Genomic DNA, 16,791 nt, shown 5'->3' with positions numbered 1-16,791 from the left:
TCGTCAAGTACTTTCTGAAAATTCTTTTTGGAACTCTCTAGCACCTGGCGACTCTCTCAAGCTCGCCTGCAGATCTTCCGATCCGCCTTCGCTGCAACTCGTTGCCGTTTCCGACGCAGTGCTGTGATCAGCGAAGCCCACGACTGTAGCACAGGGTTTTTCGGCTTGGCAAGACTTCGGCGAGAAAACTTCTCGGGGCCTCTTCCGCGCGGCTCGTCGCCCTCCGCCGCGAAAGGCAGGCGGCTCAAGCACGCCTGCCAACCAGCCAGTCAGCTCGCTCCTTCATGGCATCACTCGCTGCCAACCCTATATATAGATACCGACGACACGGGTGCGGATGGCGGGCACGTCCTGATGACCTCCAAGTATGAGCGGGTCATCAGGGCGGCCAGCGAGGCCGCAGGCAAAAGGGACGCGACGGAGCTGGCAGAAGCGCCACCCCGCGCCGGCTTCAGCGCGTGCAGGCAGCCGAAGGATTCGCCTTGGGCCCAGTCTTCGTCTGATGGATGAACGGCATGGTGCCGTCCGCCCGGTACGAGAACTCTTCGATGGCCACCGAACGACGGTACTCACCGCCACCCGGCAGCTCGGCGTTGTGATACGCCACGTAGTTCTTGCCGTTGAACTCGAAGAACGCCTGATGGATGGTCTTGGTCTTCGTGTTGCGCTCCATGACGACACCCTGCGGGGTCCACGGGCCGGTGGGGGACGGGCCGGTCATGTAGGCCGTCTCCTCGGGGAAGTGCTGCGAGTAGCTCAGGTAGTACGTGCCCTGGTGCTTGTGCAGATACGGAGCCTCGACGAAGTTGGCCACGGGCACCGCCGTGATCGGGCCGTCCAGCTCGGTCATGTTGGCCTTGAGCCTGGCGACCTTCAGCACCGTGTTGCCCCAGTACAGGTACGCCTGGCCGTCGTCGTCGACGAAGACGCCAGGGTCGATGTCATCCCAGGCGATGTCGGTCTGCTTCGTCATGTCGTTGGTGATGAGCGCTGAGCCGCGCGCATCCTTGAACGGGCCGGTGGGCGAGTCGGACACCGCCACGCCGATGGCGAAGCCCGGCACCGTCGCGTGCTCCACCGTCGAGTAGAACCAGTACTTGCCGTGGCGCTTCACCACGTCCGACGCCCATGCGCGGCCCTTGGCCCAGGTGAAGTCCCGGGCCTTGACGGGCACGCCCTCGTCCTTCCAGGTCACCATGTCGCAGGTGGAGAACACACGCCACTCGTGCATGACGTAGTCCTTGCCCTCGGGCGGTGCCTCGTCGCGGCCGGTGAAGAGGTAGACGCGGCCGCCATCGACCAGCACGGCGGGATCGGCCGTGTACAGCGGCGCGAACAGCGGGTTGGGGGCGGCGTGGGCCATCGCGCCGCAGGCGAGCGCGGCGGCGAGCAGGAGCTTCTTAATCAGACTTGGGCTTTCTTCAGGGACAGCAGCCGCTGCACGGCGCAGAAGATGAACAGCAGCGCGCCGATGACGATCTTGGTCCACCAGGAGCTGAGCGTGCCGTCGAAGGCGATCAGCGTCTGGATCAGGCCCAGCACCAGCACGCCGGACAGCGCGCCGGCCACGTAGCCGTAGCCGCCCGTCAGCACGGTGCCGCCGATGACGACGGCGGCGATGGCGTCCAGTTCCACGCCCTGGGCGTGCTGCCCATAGCCGCTGAGCATGTAGAACGCGAACAGCAGGCCGGCCAGCGAGGCGCAGAAGCCGCTGAGGCCATAGACGGCGATCTTGGTGCGGCCCACGGCCAGGCCCATCATCAGCGCCGAGGTCTCGTTGCCGCCCAGCGAGTAGACGGTGCGACCGAAGGCCGTGCAGTGCGCGACCCACAGACCGGCAGCCAGCACCACGAGCGCGATGACCGCCCCGGGCGACAGGAAGGCGCCGCCGAACAGCGGTATCTGCGTTTGCGACAGCGTGACGAACAGCGGCGCGTCGATGGTGATGCTGTCCACGCTGATGAGGAAGCACAGACCCCGCGCCAGGAACATGCCGGCCAGCGTGACGATGAAGGCCTGCAGCTTGAAGACGTGGATGACCACGCCCTGCAGCGCCCCGAACGCCGCGCCGCCCAGCAGCACGACGACGATGACCAGCTCGGCCGGCCACTGCGCGACCTGCAGCAGCCAGGCGGCGACCATCGTCGTGAGCGCCAGCACCGAGCCCACCGACAGGTCGATGCCGCCGGACAGGATGACGAAGCTCATGCCCACCGCGATGACGAGCAGGAAGGCGTTGTCGATGAGCAGGTTCAGCACCACCTGCGTGGCGCCGAAGCCGGTGTAGCTGCTGGCGCCAGCGATGAACAGCACCACCATCAGCGCGACGCTGACCCAGCTGGTGAAGGAAGGAGCGGCCATGGCCGCACGCAAGGCTTTCATTTGCCACCTCGCGTGGACCAGAACGACGACTGCGAGATGCAGACCGCGAACACGACGACGGCCTTGACGACCATCGTCACCTGCGGCGGCACGCCGAGGGCGTAGATGGTGGACGTCAGCGTCTGGATGATGAGTGCGCCGATGAGGCTGCCCGCCAGGCTGAACTTGCCGCCGCTGAGCTGGCCGCCGCCGAGCGTGACGGCGAGGATGGCGTCCAGCTCCAGCAGCAGGCCGGCGTTGTTGGCGTCGGCGCTCTTGATGTTGGACGAGATCATCAGCCCCGCCAGCCCCGCGCCGAGGCTGCAGTAGACGTAGACGAAGAAGACGATGGCCGCCGTGCGCACGCCGGCCAGCCGCGCGGCGACAGGGTTGATGCCGACGGTCTGGATGAACAGGCCCAGCGCCGTGCGCTTCATCAGCAGTGCGGTCAGGCCGCCAACGATGGCGACGACGAACAGCGACACAGGCAGGCCCAGCAGGTAGCCGCCGCCCAGCCAGAAGAAGCTGGCCGGCTCGTAGACGGTGATGATCTGGCCGTCGGTGAACAGCTGGGCCAGACCACGGCCAGCCACCATGAGGATCAGCGTCGCGATGATGGGCTGCAGGCCCAGCGCCGACACGAGCAGGCCATTCCACAGGCCGCACAGCAGCGCGACGCCCAGCGCCGCGGCGAAGGCGACGGCCAGGCCGTGCGAACCGACCAGCACGCAGGCGACCGTGCCGGCGATGGCGACGACGGCACCCACCGACACGTCGATGCCGCGCGTGGCGATGACCAGCGTCATGCCCAGGGCCGCGAGCATCAGCGGCGCGGCGCGGTGCAGGATGTCGACCAGGCTGCCGTAAAGATGGCCGTCCTTGATTTCGAGGTGCAGGAAGCCGGGCACGAAGGCGGCCGCGACGGCCAGCAGCAGCGCGAGCGCGGCCACCGGGCGGAGCAGAGGGTGGCGCCAGAAGGCGGCGCGCGCGGGCGGGGAAGACATGGCTAGCGTGGGAGAACTCATGGGGTCTTGAAATGCAGCGCCGTCGCGTCGCCACGGTAGAGGACGGACCGCGTGGCCGCGGCGCGGCCAGAGGCATCGATCAGCTTCACATCGAAGCGGCGCTGTTCGACGAGGCCAGGGAAGCGGCCTTCGCGCGCGCCGACGTCCAGCACGCGTCGCGCGTCGTCCCAGCGCAGCGTGACGGTGGCGCGCTCGCCGCGCTCATAGCGGTAGGTCTCGCCGTCATCCTCGTACAGCGTGAACTGCGCATCGGCACCGGGATAGATGCGGATCTCGTAAGGCGCATCGGGGCGCTCGCCCACGTGCTCGACGACCGGGCCCATGGGCACGATGCTGCCGGCGCGCACGAACAGCGGGAACTGGTCCAGCGGGTACTCGCGGGCCACCGACCGGCCACCAGCATGGCGCTTGCCGGTCCAGAAGTCGAACCAGCCGGCACCCGCGGGAAGCAGCGTCGTCTGGCGCTTGTCGATGCGCCGCTGCGCACCCGCCAGCGCCTGCAACTGCGCGGGCGTGCGCCAGGCCAGGCGCAGCTTGCGGCCATAGGCGTCCTGGTAGAAGTCGATGCGCAGGCGAACGCGCTGGCCGGCGGTCAGCTTGACGCGGGTGCTCTGGAAGCGGGGCGCGCCGTTCTTCCAGTCGTCCACCACAAGCTTGTCGTCCAGCCACAGGCGGAAGCCGTCATCCCCTTCCAGGCCGATCTCGTACTCGCCCGTTTCCGGTGCCACGAGCGCCCCCTGCCAGCGCGCTGAGAACTGGTGCAGGCCTGCCAGCCCGGGCGGCACGCTGCCCAGCGGCGCGGGGGGCCAGTCATGGTCGACCGGGCCGTCCACCGTCGTGCTCGCCGGCTTCTCGAAGGCCATGCCCGAGAAGTAGTCCAGCTGCAGGCCCGGCTCGCCCTGCGGCGTGCGCAGCGCGCTGGCGGGAACGGTGACGGCAGGCGGCGTCTCGGGGTAGAGCGTGGACCGCGTGACGGGCTGCACGAGGAAGGCCGGGCCAAACATGTAGGTGTCGTCCACCTTGCGCAGCGCGGTCTGGTCGGGGAAGTCCATGGCCAGGCCACGCATCATCACGTAGCCCTCGTCGTGCGCACGCCAGGCCAGGCCGTAGAGGTAGGGCAGCAGCCGGTAGCGCAGCTGGGCGGCACCGAGCAGCGAGCGGTAGACGGCCGGGTCCAGCGTCTTGAACAGATAGGGCTCGCGCTCGACGTCGGTGCCGTGGATGCGGTAGATGGGGTTGAAGACGCCGAACTGGTTCCAGCGCGCATAAAGCTCGCGCCAGGCGGGGTTGCGCTCGCCACCCGCGTGACGCACGAAGAAGCCACCGGTGTCCTGCGTCCACCAGGGCGTACCGGCCATGCCGACGTTCAGGCCGCCGGCGATCTGCGCGCGCAGCGTCGCCCAGCTCGCCGTCGTGTCGCCCGACCAGGGCAGCGCGGCGTAGCGCTGCTGGCCGGCCCAGGCGGAGCGGGTCAGCGTCATCGCGCGATTGTCAGCGCTGGCGCGCTGGCCCTCAAAGACGCCGCGCGTGGTGACGAGGCTGTAGACGTTGAGGTAGCGCGTGAAGTCGCCCATCGCGTTGGACCCCAGACGCTTGATGTCGGCCTCGACTTCGCCAGCGTCGTGCGCCGCGCCGCCCACCTCCACCTCGGTGCCGTCCATCCACAGCGCGTCCACGCCCACGTCCAGCAGCCCCTGCTTGACGTGCTTGAAGTAGATGCGGCGGCCCTCGGCGCTGAAGGCGTCGTAGATCTGCGCCTTGCCGGAGATCCAGTGCTTGGGCGCAAAGCGCAGGCCTTTCGCATCCAGCTCGTGGGCGAGTGCGGTGTCGTCGCCGACCGAGGGCCAGATGGAGACCATCAGCTTGGTGTTCAGCTCGCGGTGCAGCGTGTCCACCATGCCGCGCGGGTCGGGGAAGCGCTCGGCGTTCCACGTCATGCCGCTCCAGGTGCCGTCCTTGTCGCCGCCCCAGTACTGCCAGTCCTGCACGATGGTGTCGAGCGGGAAGTGCTCGGCGCGGAAGCGCCGCGCGACGTCGAGCAACTGCTGCTGCGTCTTGTAGCGCTCCTTGCTCATGAACAGGCCCAGCGCGCTCTTCGGGAACAGCGGCGCGGCCCCAGTGAGCTGGCGGTAGCCGGCCATCAGCTCGTCCATCGTCTTGCCGGCGACGAGGTAGTAGTCGGCCCCGGCAGGCGCGCTCTCCGCCCAGAAGCGGGCGCCCTGGGCGTCGTCGGTGAAGCGCATCTTGGAATAGACGTCCCACAGCACGCCCCAGCGGCGCGTCGACACCATGAAGGGCAGCACGATGCCGATGTTGGTCTGCACCATGGACACATCGCGGCCGCGGTAGTCCATGTAGGGCTCGTTGTACTGGCCCAGGCCGTAGAGCGACTCGTCGGGCGTCAGGCGGAAGGCCTGCGTCATGGCATAGGTCGGCGCGCCGGAGACCTCTGCGGTCGTGAGCGCAGCGGGCGCCTGTTCGCGCGTGAACAGGCTGCCATCGGGCCGGTAGAAGGCCAGCGCACCGCTGCGCTTGTCGATCTCCACGCGCAGCGCCGCGCTGGTCAGCACCAGCGACTCGGCGCCGTCCTCCACGACCAGCGGCACGGCCTGCGGCGAGGCCACGACCACGAGGCTGGGCTGGGTCGCGTGGCTTTGGCCCAGGTGGGCCGTCACGCGCACGAGGCCCGGGCCGTAGAACAGCACGTTGCGGGTGAGCGCGCCGAGCTGCAGCTGCACGCCCGCGTCCAGCCGCGTCCATGCAAAGCCTTGCGCGGCCGACGGCAGCGGCTGGCGCAGCGTCTGGCCGTGGGCGTCCAGGCCGCTGGGTGGTGCGGCGAACGCGAGCGTTGCGGCGCCGGCCAGGGCGACAGCCGCAAGGGCACGGCGCAGGGCGGTCTCAGGCATGGTCGGCAATCACTTCGAGCACACTGCGCTCGTCCAGCTCGCCGCGGCGGTACTCGCCGGCGGCGCGGCGGTCGCGCAGCACGAGGACGCGGTCGCTGCAATGCAGCACCTCGGGCAGCTCGGACGAGATGAAGAGGAGGGACATGCCTGTGCCGTCCTCCTTGTGCGCCAGCGCGCGCACGGCGTCCATCAGGTCTTCCTTGGCGCGCACGTCGATGCCGCGCGTGGGCTCGTCGAGGATGAGGACGGCGGGCTCGGTGGCCAGCCAGCGGGCCAGCAATGCCTTCTGCTGGTTGCCGCCCGAGAGCTGGCCGATGGGCGTGTCGGCGCTGGCGGTCTTGATGCCCAGGCGCTTGATGTAGTCGTCGGCCAGCACCTGCTGCTGCTCATGGCTCATGACGAGGCGCAGGCCCGCTTTGGCCTGCAGCGCGAGCAGGATGTTGTCGCGCACGGACAGGTCCAGGATGGCGCCCTCGTGCTTGCGGTCTTCGGAGCAGAAGGCGATGCCGGCGGCGATGGCCTCGCGCGGCGACGCCCAGCGGCCGGTGCGGCCTTCGGTGGCGACATGGCCGCCATCAGCCGCATCGGCGCCAAACAAGAGGCGCGCGGCCTCGGTGCGGCCGGAGCCCAGCAGGCCGGCCAGGCCCAGCACTTCGCCGCGCCTGAGTTCCAGGTCCAGCGGGTGAAGTGCGCCGCGCCGGCTCAGGCCCTCGGCCTTCAGCACAGGGGCGCCGGTCTTCGGGGCGCGGCTGTCCAGGCGGGTGGGCTGCTGGTCGGGCGGCGCACCGACCATCTTGTTGACGAGCGCCAGGCGGCTGAGCTCGCTCGCCAGGTACTCGCCTTCGGTCTCGCCGTTGCGCATCACCGTGATGCGGTCGGCCAGCGCGTAGGTCTGGTCGAGGAAGTGGGTGACGAACAGGATGGCCAGTCCCTGGTCACGCAGGCGGCGCAGCACCGTGAACAGGCGCTGCACGGCGGCGTCGTCGAGGCTGGACGTGGGCTCGTCGAGGATGAGCACGCGCGCCGAGATGCGCAGCGCGCGGGCGATGGCCACCATCTGCTGGATGGACAGCGAGTAGCGCGACAGCGGCGCGGTGACGTCGATGTCCAGGTCCATCTGCGACAGCACGCGCTTCGCTTCGGCGTTGACGGCGGGCCAGTCGATGCGCCCCCCGCCCAGCCAGGATTTGCGCGGGAAGCGGCCGGCGCAGATGTTCTCCGCGACGCTGAGGTTGGTGCAAAGGTTGACCTCCTGGTAGACGGTGCGGATGCCGTGGGCCTGCGCGTCTTCGGTGCGCTTCGGTTGAATGGGCTGGCCGTCGAGCGTGATGGTGCCGGCGTCGGGCTGGTAGAGACCCGTCAGCACCTTGATGAGCGTGGACTTGCCGGCGCCGTTCTGGCCCATCAGCGCGTGGACTTCGCCGGGGTAAAGACGCAGGCTGACGTCGCTCAGCGCCTTGACGCCAGGGAAGCCTTTGTGGATGCCGGCGAGTTCCAGCACGGGTTGGGTCGTCATTGGGTACTTCTCGTTGCCGCGTGAGTACGGTGCCGGGATTTCGCCCCGGCGGGCGACCTACTTTCTGGACCGCCAGAAAGTAGGCAAAGAGCTCCCCCCGAGCGCACCGCCCTCGCTGCGCTCGGGTCCCCGAACAACGCAAGCCCCGACGCCCCACGCCGAACTCGCGCCGCTACGCTCTGCTCGAACAGTCGTCGTGAGTCAGTTGTCCAGGCGAGCTGCGCTCGCGGGCTTCGGGGCCTGCGTTCCTCGGCGGCGCTCAAGGGGGCAACCCGGACAGCCGGCGCCAGCCGGCTTGCGGGTTTGGCTGTCGGCTGTGAGGGGCGCCCTCCGGGATGAACTCCCGGCATGGGCCTGGCCTGCAACGCTGCTCCCACGACTAGCGAGCCCGTCAGCCGCCGAAGAATCAATACTTCCGATTTGGCAGTTCCTTCGCCGCCACCTCAGCCGGGAACACGCCCTCGTTGACGGTGATGCGCTTCTCGACCGGCTTCTTCGCCACGATGTCCTTGGCCAGCTGCATCAGCTGCGGGCCCAGCAGCGGGTTGCACTCCACCGTCACGTTCAGCTTGCCCGCCTTCATGGCCTCGAACGCGCCACGCACGCCGTCGATGGAGATGATGACGATGTCCACACCCGGCTTCAGCCCGGCCTCTTCGATCGCCTGGATGGCGCCGATGGCCATGTCGTCGTTGTGCGCGTACAGCACGTCGATCTTCTTGTCGCGCTGCTTCAGGAAGGACTCCATCACTTCCTTGCCCTTGGCGCGCGTGAATTCGCCGGACTGCGAGCGGATGATCTGCAGCTTGGGATTGGCCTTGATGCCTTCCTCGAAGCCCTTCTTGCGGTCGATGGCCGGGGCCGAGCCCACGGTGCCCTGCAGCTCGACGATGTTCAGCGCCGCGCCGGGCGTCTTGGCCGCGCGCTCCACCAGCCACTTCGCGGCCTTGCGGCCTTCCTCGACGAAGTCGGAGCCGATGAAGGTCACGTACAGCGACGGGTCGGCGACCTTGACGGCACGGTCGGTCAGGATGACGGGGATGCCGGCGGCCTTGGCTTCCTTCAGCACGGTGTCCCAGCCGCTCTCGACGACCGGCGAGAAGGCGATGACGTCGACCTTCTGCGCGATGTAGCTGCGGATGGCCTTGACCTGGTTCTCCTGCTTCTGCTGCGCGTCGGCGAACTTCAGCGTGACGCCGGCTTCCTTGGCCGCGGCCTTGATGGAGGCGGAGTTGGCCGTGCGCCACTCGCTCTCGGCGCCGACCTGGGAGAAGCCCATGGTCAGCGGCGCGGCCAGCGCGGTGACGGCGGGCAGGGCCAGGGCTGCGGCAAGCAGTGTGCGGCGGGCGATCAGCTTCATCATTCGGTTGTCTCCTGGTTATGGACGGATGCTAGAAGGCGGGCGATGCGCGGCCAATGACTTTTTTGGCCGAAGCCATGTCCGTTTCGGCATCACCAGAGGCGGCAGGTCAGGTGATCCTCAGCACATGGGCGGGGCTGGGCGCGAGGCCGGCGGGAGGCTGGACCCGCAGGCCCTCGGCCGTCTGCTCGAAGGCCAGCGCCTCGGCGCCGCCCAGCAGGTCCACGCGGCGCACGGCCGGGTGGCGGCCATTGGCCAGGCTGCGGATCAGCCAGCGCCCGTCGGCAGGCAGGCCGAAGGCGCTGGCGTAGAGCCGCTCGCCCCTGGCCGTGAAGCGGAAGTCCCGCGCGCCCAGCGGCGCGCCCTTGCCTTCGTTGAAGCCCTGGGCCGTCAGCGGGGCCGAGCTGGCCAGCGCCGGGCCTTCGCCGAAGGTCGTCCACGGCCGCGTGCCGTAGATGCTTTCGCCGTTGACGCGCATCCAGGCGCCGACGCCTTCGACGATGGCGCGCTCGTCGGCATCGATGCGGCCGTCGCCCTTGACGGGCACGCTGAGCAGCAGGTTGCCGTTCTTGCTGACCACGTCGATCAGCGTCTGCACGACGGTGGCGGCGGACTTGTAGCCGTGCCGTTCAAGCACCCGACGGTCGTAGTGCCAGTTGCCGAGGCAGGTGTCGGTCTGCCAGGGCAGCGGCTCGAGCTGCTGGCTCTGGCCGCGCTCGATGTCCCAGACCATGCAGCGGCGCTGTTGCTCGTCGAGGATCTTGCCGAACAGCACGGCGTCGGTACGGTCGCCAGCGCGCAGATGCTGGTTGTAGAAGTGGGACGCGATTTCCAGGCCCACGTCGCTGGCCGGCCACAGCGGCAGCGCCGTGTCGTCGAAGTACAGCAGTTCGGGTTGGTAGCGGTCCAACAGCTCCAGCGTGCGGGCCAGGAAGTTGCGGCAGTAGGCCGCCGACGGCTGGCTGGCGCCGTTGCCCCACTCCCACTGCTTGTGGATGGCGTGGTGGTCGGCCTCGCTGCCGGCACTGAAGGGGTGGTCCTGCGCGTACAGCGCCTGCGGGTCCAGGCCGTCCCACCACTGGCCGCGGCCGTCGGCGGCGCGCAGTCGGCCGTCGTAACGCACACCGGCCAGCGGTCCGGTCTTGTCGGCGCGCTGGGCGGTCTCGTACCAGGTCCAGGCATGCGCCGCGTGCACGCTGACGCCGAAGGGCAGGCCCTGGCGCCGCGCGGCCTGCGCCCAGCGGCCGATGATGTCCTGCTTCGGGCCGATGCGCGTGGAGTTCCACGCGTGGTGCTTGCTCGCGAACAGATCGAAGTTGTCGTGGTGGTTGGCCAGCGCCATGAAGTAGCGCGCGCCGGCCGACTTGTAGAGGCCCAGCAGTTCGTCCGGGTCCCAGTTTTCAGCGCGCCATTCGTGGATGACGTCCTTGAAGCCGAACTTGGACGGGTGACCATAGGTGGCCACATGGTGCTTGTAGACGCGGCTGCCCTCGACGTACATCTCGCGGGCATACCAGTCGCCGGCCTCGGGCTGGCACTGCGGGCCCCAGTGGGCCCAGATGCCGAACTTGGCGTCGCGAAACCAGTCCGGCGTGGCGTAGCCGGCGAGCGAGTCCCAGCTGGGTTTGAACACCGACTTCGGCTTGGCCGCTTGCGCCAACGGCAGCGCGCTGGCCGAGGCCAGCGCAGACAGGTGCTGCAGGGCTTGTCTTCTCTTCATTCGGTCACCTCAGCAGGCGCAGTCCGTAGAGCCCGCCGGCAATGCTGCCGGGCTTGGCGACGAACTTCACGTTGAGCTTGCCGCCGGCGGCGCGCACCAGGTCGGCGGGCAGCGGGAAGTCGCGCGTGTAGACGTCCTCCAGGCTGTCCGGCTTGTCGAGCGTGATCTCGGCGATGAGCTGGCCGTTGACGAGGAGGTCGAAGCGGCGGCCGGCGTCGCCCCTGGCGAAGGCGAGGCGCAGCGCCTTGGCCTCGCCCTTGGCGTCGTTCAGGTCGTAGCTGAACCACTGCTTCGCATGCCGCCAGCGGCCGGCCGGCGCAATGCCGTTCTCGGCGCCCTCGCCCTTGAAGCCATGGTCACTTTCCGGCTGCTGCTCGCCGGGAGCCACCTGATCGATGGTCTGCGCGTCCAGCGCCAGGCGCGCTTCCTCGGCCTTGGCCAGCTCGACGCGCAGCAGGCTCTGCTGAGCCGTCGTGCTGCGCGGCCAATAGAGCATGTAGCGCGAATCGTGCAGGCGGAAGAAGGGAATCAGCTGCAGGCGGTCGGCATCCTTGCGGCCCTGGATGAGGCCGGGGGCCGTGAAGGTCAGCGGCTGGCCGGGCACGGGCTTGAAGCGGCGGATGAAGTCGGCCTGGTCGCTGACGAACACCGGCGCGGCGTCCTGCGGGCAGACCGCGCCGTGCGCGATGTGGCCCATGCGCGAGCCGTCGGCCGTGAAACTGAGCTTCTCGCCCGGCTGCGGCGTCTTGGCGGCCAGCACGATGGGGCCGTGCAGCACGGCGACATAGTTCTTCAGGCCGGGCATGGGCTCCAGCGTCGTGCGCATCGGCAGTTCGACCTCGACGACATCGCCCGCCGCCCACGTGCGGCGCAGCTCGACATGGCGGCCCGGCCTGGCGGTCACCTTGACGGGCTTGCCGTTGAGCCTGACCTTCAGCGCGCCGGGCGCGACCCAGCCGGGGTAGCGGATCTTCAGCGCGAAGCTGCCGCTGCCGTCCACCGTCAGCCGCGTGCGTGACTCGTCGGGGAAGCGGGTGCTCTGCGTCAGCTTCACGCCGCGCTCGCGCCAGTCCAGCGTGGACGCGATGAAGAGGTTGACGTAGAGCGCGTCGCCGTCATGCGCGTAGATGAACTCGCCGTGGCGGGCGTGGCTCTCGATGCCGGAGCCCACGCAGCACCACATGCCTTCGTCCACCTTGGAGTAGACGCGGTAGTGCTGCGGCCGCATCGGCGTGAAATAGACGAAGCCGCCCTCGCCCGGATGCTGGGACGCGAGGATGTGGTTGTAGAGCGTGCGCTCGTAGTAGTCCGTGTAGGCGCCCTGCTCCGGTTGGGCCTGGGACAGCAGCGCCGTCAGCTTCAGCATGTTGTAGCTGTTGCAGGTCTCGGGACCTTCCACCTCGTTGAGCATCGGCCGGAAGTCGCCGTCCGGGTGGAAGTGCTCCTTGACGCTGTTGCCGCCGATGGCCACAGAACGCTTGTCCACCACGGTGCGCCAGAAGAACTCGGCCGCGCGGTGGCCTTCGTCCTCGCCGGCGATCTGCGCGATGCGCGCAAAGCCGATGACCTTGGGGATCTGCGTGTTGGCGTGCAGGCCGGTCAGCTTGTCCTGCTCGTGAGCCAGCGGCTGCAGGATGGCCTGGTGCGAGAAGCGCCGCGCCAGCGCCAGGTAGCGCAGGTCGCCGGTCATCTGCGCCACGTCGGCCAGCACCTCGTTCATGCCGCCGTGCTCGGCGCGCAGCATGTCCTGCATCTGCGCGTCGGTCAGCGGCGTCGTCAGGCGCAGCGCCCAGTCGGACAGCTTGACCAGCATCGCCTTGGCGTCGGCATTGCCGGCGTGGACTGCCGCGTCACGCAGGCCCGCGAACATCTTGTGGATGTTGTACCAAGGCACCCAGCGGCCGTTGACGGAGAAGCTGTCGACCTTGAGCTGGCCCGCGGCCACCTGGCCCCAGGCCTTGGCACCGTCAGGGACGCCGCCGATGTAGCCGTTGCCCAAAGCGTCCTGGCAGCGCTTGAGTTCGGCAATCACGTAGTCAAGGCGCTGCTTCACCTCGGCGTCGCCGGTGGAGGCCCACATCAGCGCCAGCGCCGACACGTAATGGCCGCCCATGTGGCCGTCCAGGCCCGAGGATTCCCAGTTGCCGTAGCTCGGCGTGGGCACGGGCAGGCCGGCCTCGCGGCGGAAGGGCGCGAGCAGGCGCTCGGGGTCCAGCGCCATCAGGTAGCGCAGGTCGGTCGTCTGCGCGTCGAGGAAGGGTCCGTCCTGCAGACGGACGCGGTCAAGCGGGAAGGCCTGCGTCGCCGCCTGCGCGACGTGCGCAAACACGGCGAAGGTGAGGACGGCGAGCAGGCCGCCCAGAAATTTCGCGGGCCGAGCGCCGGGCCGCTCCCAAGCCGGCCCGGTCTGGCGATGTGCTTGCGGCTCGATGCCGCAAGCATCGCCGTCCCCTCGGGGGACCGACCAACGTACTCGTTGGGCGAGGGGCTTCATGGGTCTCAGGCGCTCAATCGAACGGCCCACAGCGAGACGCCGGTCGCCGCGGCCGTGCTGGCAGTCGACGAGATCACGCTGAAGCTCACGACGAAGGCGCTGGAGTTCGTATTCCACTGACGGGACAGTACGCCCTTGTAGGTCACGCCACCGCTCACGATGGTGATCTTGTTGCTGCCGTCATGGGCCCATGTACCGGTCATGCCGCCGCTGCCGGCCACCACGCCGCCACTGCTCAGCGTCACGATGATGGAGGCCTTGCTCGTCGCCGTGATGTCCTTGCCGTGGTTGACCAGCTTGTAGGTGCCGACGGCGTCTGCGGCGGTGACGGTGGCCGCCTGCGCGGGGCTGGCCAGGCTCAGCGGCGCGTAGCGCAGCGCGGCGATGACGGGCCAGCCGTCGTCGTTGAAGTGCATCTCGTGCACGCGCACCTCGTGGCCTTCGCCGGTGCCCGGGAAGCGCGAGTGGAAGACCATGAAGTACTTGCCCGTCGCCGCGTCGTAGTAGGCCGAGTTGTGGCCCGGCGACACATAGCCCAGCGCGGCGCCGGTCTCGAAGGCGGCGTTGACGTAGTTGTGGCCGCCCATCAGCTTCATGCCGTAGTCCTGGATGCTGGGGCGGTTGAAGGCCACGCTGGCACGGACGGTGGACATGTCCTTGCCGAAGCCGTCCACGTAGGGGCCGTTCGGGTTCAGCGAGCGGCAGACGCGCACGTTGTAGCCGCCGTCCGCGGCCAGGCCGCCCCACGACGTGAACATGTAGTAGTACTTCGTCGTCGGGTTGTAGATGACGTAGGCGCCCTCGATCTCGGCGTGGTTGCCGCCCAGCAGGTGCGTGCCGTAGCCCTGGCCGGCCAGGGGCAGGCCCGTCGCCGCGTTGAGCTGCATGATGTAGATGCCGCCCGAGTAGGAGCCGTAGATCATCCACAGCTTGCCTGTCGCGTCGAAGAACACCGACGGGTCGACGACGTTGGGGTGCTTGGCGGCGTCGTAGTTGGTGCCGTCTTCCGACGTGCCCACCATGCCCGACTTCAGCAGCAGCTGCTTGTTGGCATAGGGGCCGTCGATCTTGTCGGCCACGGCGATGCCCAGCGCCGACAGCGGCGAGTCGCCCTTGCAGGCGCAGTAGTACATGTAGAACTTGCCGTCGGCCAGCTTGATGACGTCGGGTGCCCACAGCGTGGTGGTCTGCGCCCAGGTCAGCGCGGCGGACAGGTCGGTCGTGACCTTGGTGAACAGCGGGTTCGCGTCGTTGACCGTGTCGGCGATCTTGGTCCAGTTCATCAGGTCCGTCGTCTTGGCGGCCGCGAGGTGCGAGCCGAAGACGTAGTACGTGCTGCCGTCCCGGACGATGGACGGGTCGTGCACCGACGCGTTGCCGAAGGTCAGCGCGGTCTGGACCGGGTTGGGGTTGGTCGGGACCGGCTCCGGCACCGAGGGAATGGTGCCGGTGCTGCCGCCGGTGCTCCCGCCGCCACCACCACCGCCGCAGGCGGTCAGGGCGAGTGCGGCAGAGCCCGCGAGGAAGTGGCGTCGGTTCTGGGCCATGGTGTGTCTGTCTCCGGGTCTGTTGTTTGAGGCCCGCGCAGCCTAGGAGGCAAGGTCGCCGCGCACCAATGACATTGCTGGCGCGGTCGATCCTGGTTTTGATATGCCCCGTGAGAACCACGGACGCAGCGCAACGCCTGGGCGAGCAGCACGGCAGGCCCAGGCGTTGGCGGTCAGTCAGCGGCGCTTGGCCGAGGGGCTGGCGATCAGCCCTCGACGGCGACGACGACGATGGACTTGGCCGGCAGCTTGATCGTCAGCTTGCCGTTGGCGGACTGCGCCTCGAAGGCCTGCGGCACGACCTGCGGCGCCTTGCCCAGCTCGTTCTGCGCGTCCATCGCGCCCGCGGTCAAGACCTGGCCCTTGACGGACTTCGGCGCAGCGGCGCCCACCTGCAGGTCCAGCTCGGTGGCCTGCGTCGCGTTGGCGTTCACGAAGCTCACGTAGAGCTTGCCGTCCTTGGCGCGGCCGGCGGTCACGCTGATGGCGGGCATGGAGAACCTGTCGACCGCGTAGGTCGGGTTGTTCTCGACCTTGGCGGGCAGCGAGGTCGCGTCCTGGAAGGGCACGTAGAGCTTGAACGCGTGGTACGTCGGCGTCAGCACCAGCTTGTCCTTGCTGGTCAGGATCATGGCCTGCAGCACGTTGACCATCTGCGCCACGTTCGTCATCTTCACGCGGTCGGCGTGGCCATGGAACATGTTGAAGTGCAGCGCCGCCAGCAGCGCGTCACGCAGCGTGTTGCGCTGGACCAGGAAGCCGGGGTTGCTGCCGGGCTCGGGGTCGTACCAGCTGCCCCACTCGTCGAAGTAGATCGCCAGCTTCTTCTTGGGGTCGTTCTTGTCGAGGATGACCCGGCTGCGGGCCAGCGTGTCGTCGATCTTGCTGACCTGCGCCAGCAGCGAGATCCACTCGCTCTCGGGGAAGCCGGCTGCCGCGCCCTTGCCTTCCCACTTGCCGCTGGGGAAGGTGTAGGCATGGTGGGCGATGGCGTCGAAGTTGTGCTTGACGTTCTTGCTCAGCACGTCCGTCCACGTCGTGTCGGTGTCGTTGCCGCCGCTGGCGATGAACTTGGGCCGGTTGTGCTCGGGTGTCTTCAGGAAGGTGGCCCAGTGCCGGTACATGTCGGCGTAGTACTCGGGCCGCATGTTGCCGCCGCAGCCCCAGGTCTCGTTGCCCAGCGCGTAGTAGTGGACGCGGAAGGGCTTGTCGCGGCCGTTCTTGCGGCGCTGCTCGACGATGGTGGCGTTGCCCTCGCCGGTCATGTACTCCAGCCACTCGGCCGCTTCCTGCGGCGAGCCGGTGCCCATGTTGGCGTTCACGTAAGCCTCGGCGCCGAGCTGCTCGACCAGGTCGAAGAACTCGTGCGTGCCGACGGCGTTGTTCTCGGGCACGCCACCCCAGTGGGTGTTGACCTTGATGGGCCGCTTGTTGCGCGGGCCGATGCCGTCGCGCCAGTGGTATTCGTCGGCGAAGCAGCCGCCGGGCCAGCGCACCAGCGGCACGTGCAGGTCCTTGAGTGCAGCGACGACGTCCTTGCGCCAGCCGCGCACGTTGGGTATCTTGGACTCGGGGCCCACCCACATGCCTTCGTAGATGCCGGTGCCGAGGTGCTCGGCGAACTGGCCGTAGATATTGCGGTGGATGACCGGGCCGGGTTGGTCGGCGCTGACGACGACCTTCACGTCGGCGGCATGCGCCGCCAGGGCCAGCGTGGCCACGAGGGCCAGCAGTTGCTTCTTCATCTGTCTTGTCTCCTTGGTTTGTCTATCCGACCTCTTCGGGTCGAGCGCCGGGCCGCCCCAAGCCGGCCCGCCTTGGCGATGTGCTTGCCGGTCAATCCGGCAAGCATCGCCGTCCCC

The 16,791-nt window shown here is 68.5% G+C and carries 10 protein-coding genes; all 10 read right to left on the bottom strand.

Features of this window, described 5'->3' with window-relative positions; translation table 11 throughout:
- Positions 1–451 precede the first annotated feature (451 nt).
- The gene (locus AC1Q7O_RS25895; protein ID WP_492662044.1) at positions 452–1,363 is read right to left on the bottom strand and encodes a glycoside hydrolase family 43 protein; all 912 of its coding nucleotides are present in this window, start codon (positions 1,361–1,363) and stop codon (positions 452–454) included.
- 41 nt (positions 1,364–1,404) lie between these two features.
- On the bottom strand, positions 1,405–2,361 hold the full coding sequence (gene yjfF, locus AC1Q7O_RS25890; protein WP_492662043.1) for a galactofuranose ABC transporter, permease protein YjfF: 957 nt from the start codon (positions 2,359–2,361) through the stop codon (positions 1,405–1,407).
- 17 nt (positions 2,362–2,378) lie between these two features.
- The gene (locus tag AC1Q7O_RS25885; protein ID WP_492662042.1) at positions 2,379–3,386 is read right to left on the bottom strand and encodes an ABC transporter permease; all 1,008 of its coding nucleotides are present in this window, start codon (positions 3,384–3,386) and stop codon (positions 2,379–2,381) included.
- Entirely contained in the window at positions 3,383–6,292 is a 2,910-nt protein-coding gene (locus AC1Q7O_RS25880; protein WP_492662041.1) for a glycoside hydrolase family 31 protein, read from the bottom strand. The genes AC1Q7O_RS25885 and AC1Q7O_RS25880 overlap by 4 nt, the downstream gene beginning before the upstream one ends.
- Complete coding sequence (locus AC1Q7O_RS25875) at positions 6,285–7,808, bottom strand: sugar ABC transporter ATP-binding protein (RefSeq protein ID WP_492662040.1); 1,524 nt, start codon at positions 7,806–7,808, stop codon at positions 6,285–6,287. The genes AC1Q7O_RS25880 and AC1Q7O_RS25875 overlap by 8 nt, the downstream gene beginning before the upstream one ends.
- Before the next feature lie 406 nt (positions 7,809–8,214).
- Entirely contained in the window at positions 8,215–9,168 is a 954-nt protein-coding gene (locus tag AC1Q7O_RS25870; RefSeq protein WP_492662045.1) for an ABC transporter substrate-binding protein, read from the bottom strand.
- A 109-nt stretch (positions 9,169–9,277) separates the two neighbouring features.
- Positions 9,278–10,888, bottom strand: coding sequence for an alpha-L-fucosidase (locus AC1Q7O_RS25865; RefSeq protein WP_492662039.1), 1,611 nt, complete (start codon positions 10,886–10,888; stop codon positions 9,278–9,280).
- 4 nt (positions 10,889–10,892) lie between these two features.
- Complete coding sequence (locus AC1Q7O_RS25860; RefSeq protein WP_492662038.1) at positions 10,893–13,217, bottom strand: beta-L-arabinofuranosidase domain-containing protein; 2,325 nt, start codon at positions 13,215–13,217, stop codon at positions 10,893–10,895.
- Between the two features lie 170 nt (positions 13,218–13,387).
- Complete coding sequence (locus AC1Q7O_RS25855) at positions 13,388–14,929, bottom strand: glycoside hydrolase family 43 protein (protein WP_492662037.1); 1,542 nt, start codon at positions 14,927–14,929, stop codon at positions 13,388–13,390.
- Positions 14,930–15,135: 206 nt separating this feature from the next.
- Complete coding sequence (locus AC1Q7O_RS25850; protein WP_492662036.1) at positions 15,136–16,674, bottom strand: alpha-N-arabinofuranosidase; 1,539 nt, start codon at positions 16,672–16,674, stop codon at positions 15,136–15,138.
- Between the last annotated feature and the right edge of the window lie 117 nt (positions 16,675–16,791).

Source organism: Roseateles sp. GW823-FHT07B05, from assembly GCF_058794515.1.
This window is presented reverse-complemented; position numbering and strand designations above follow the sequence as displayed.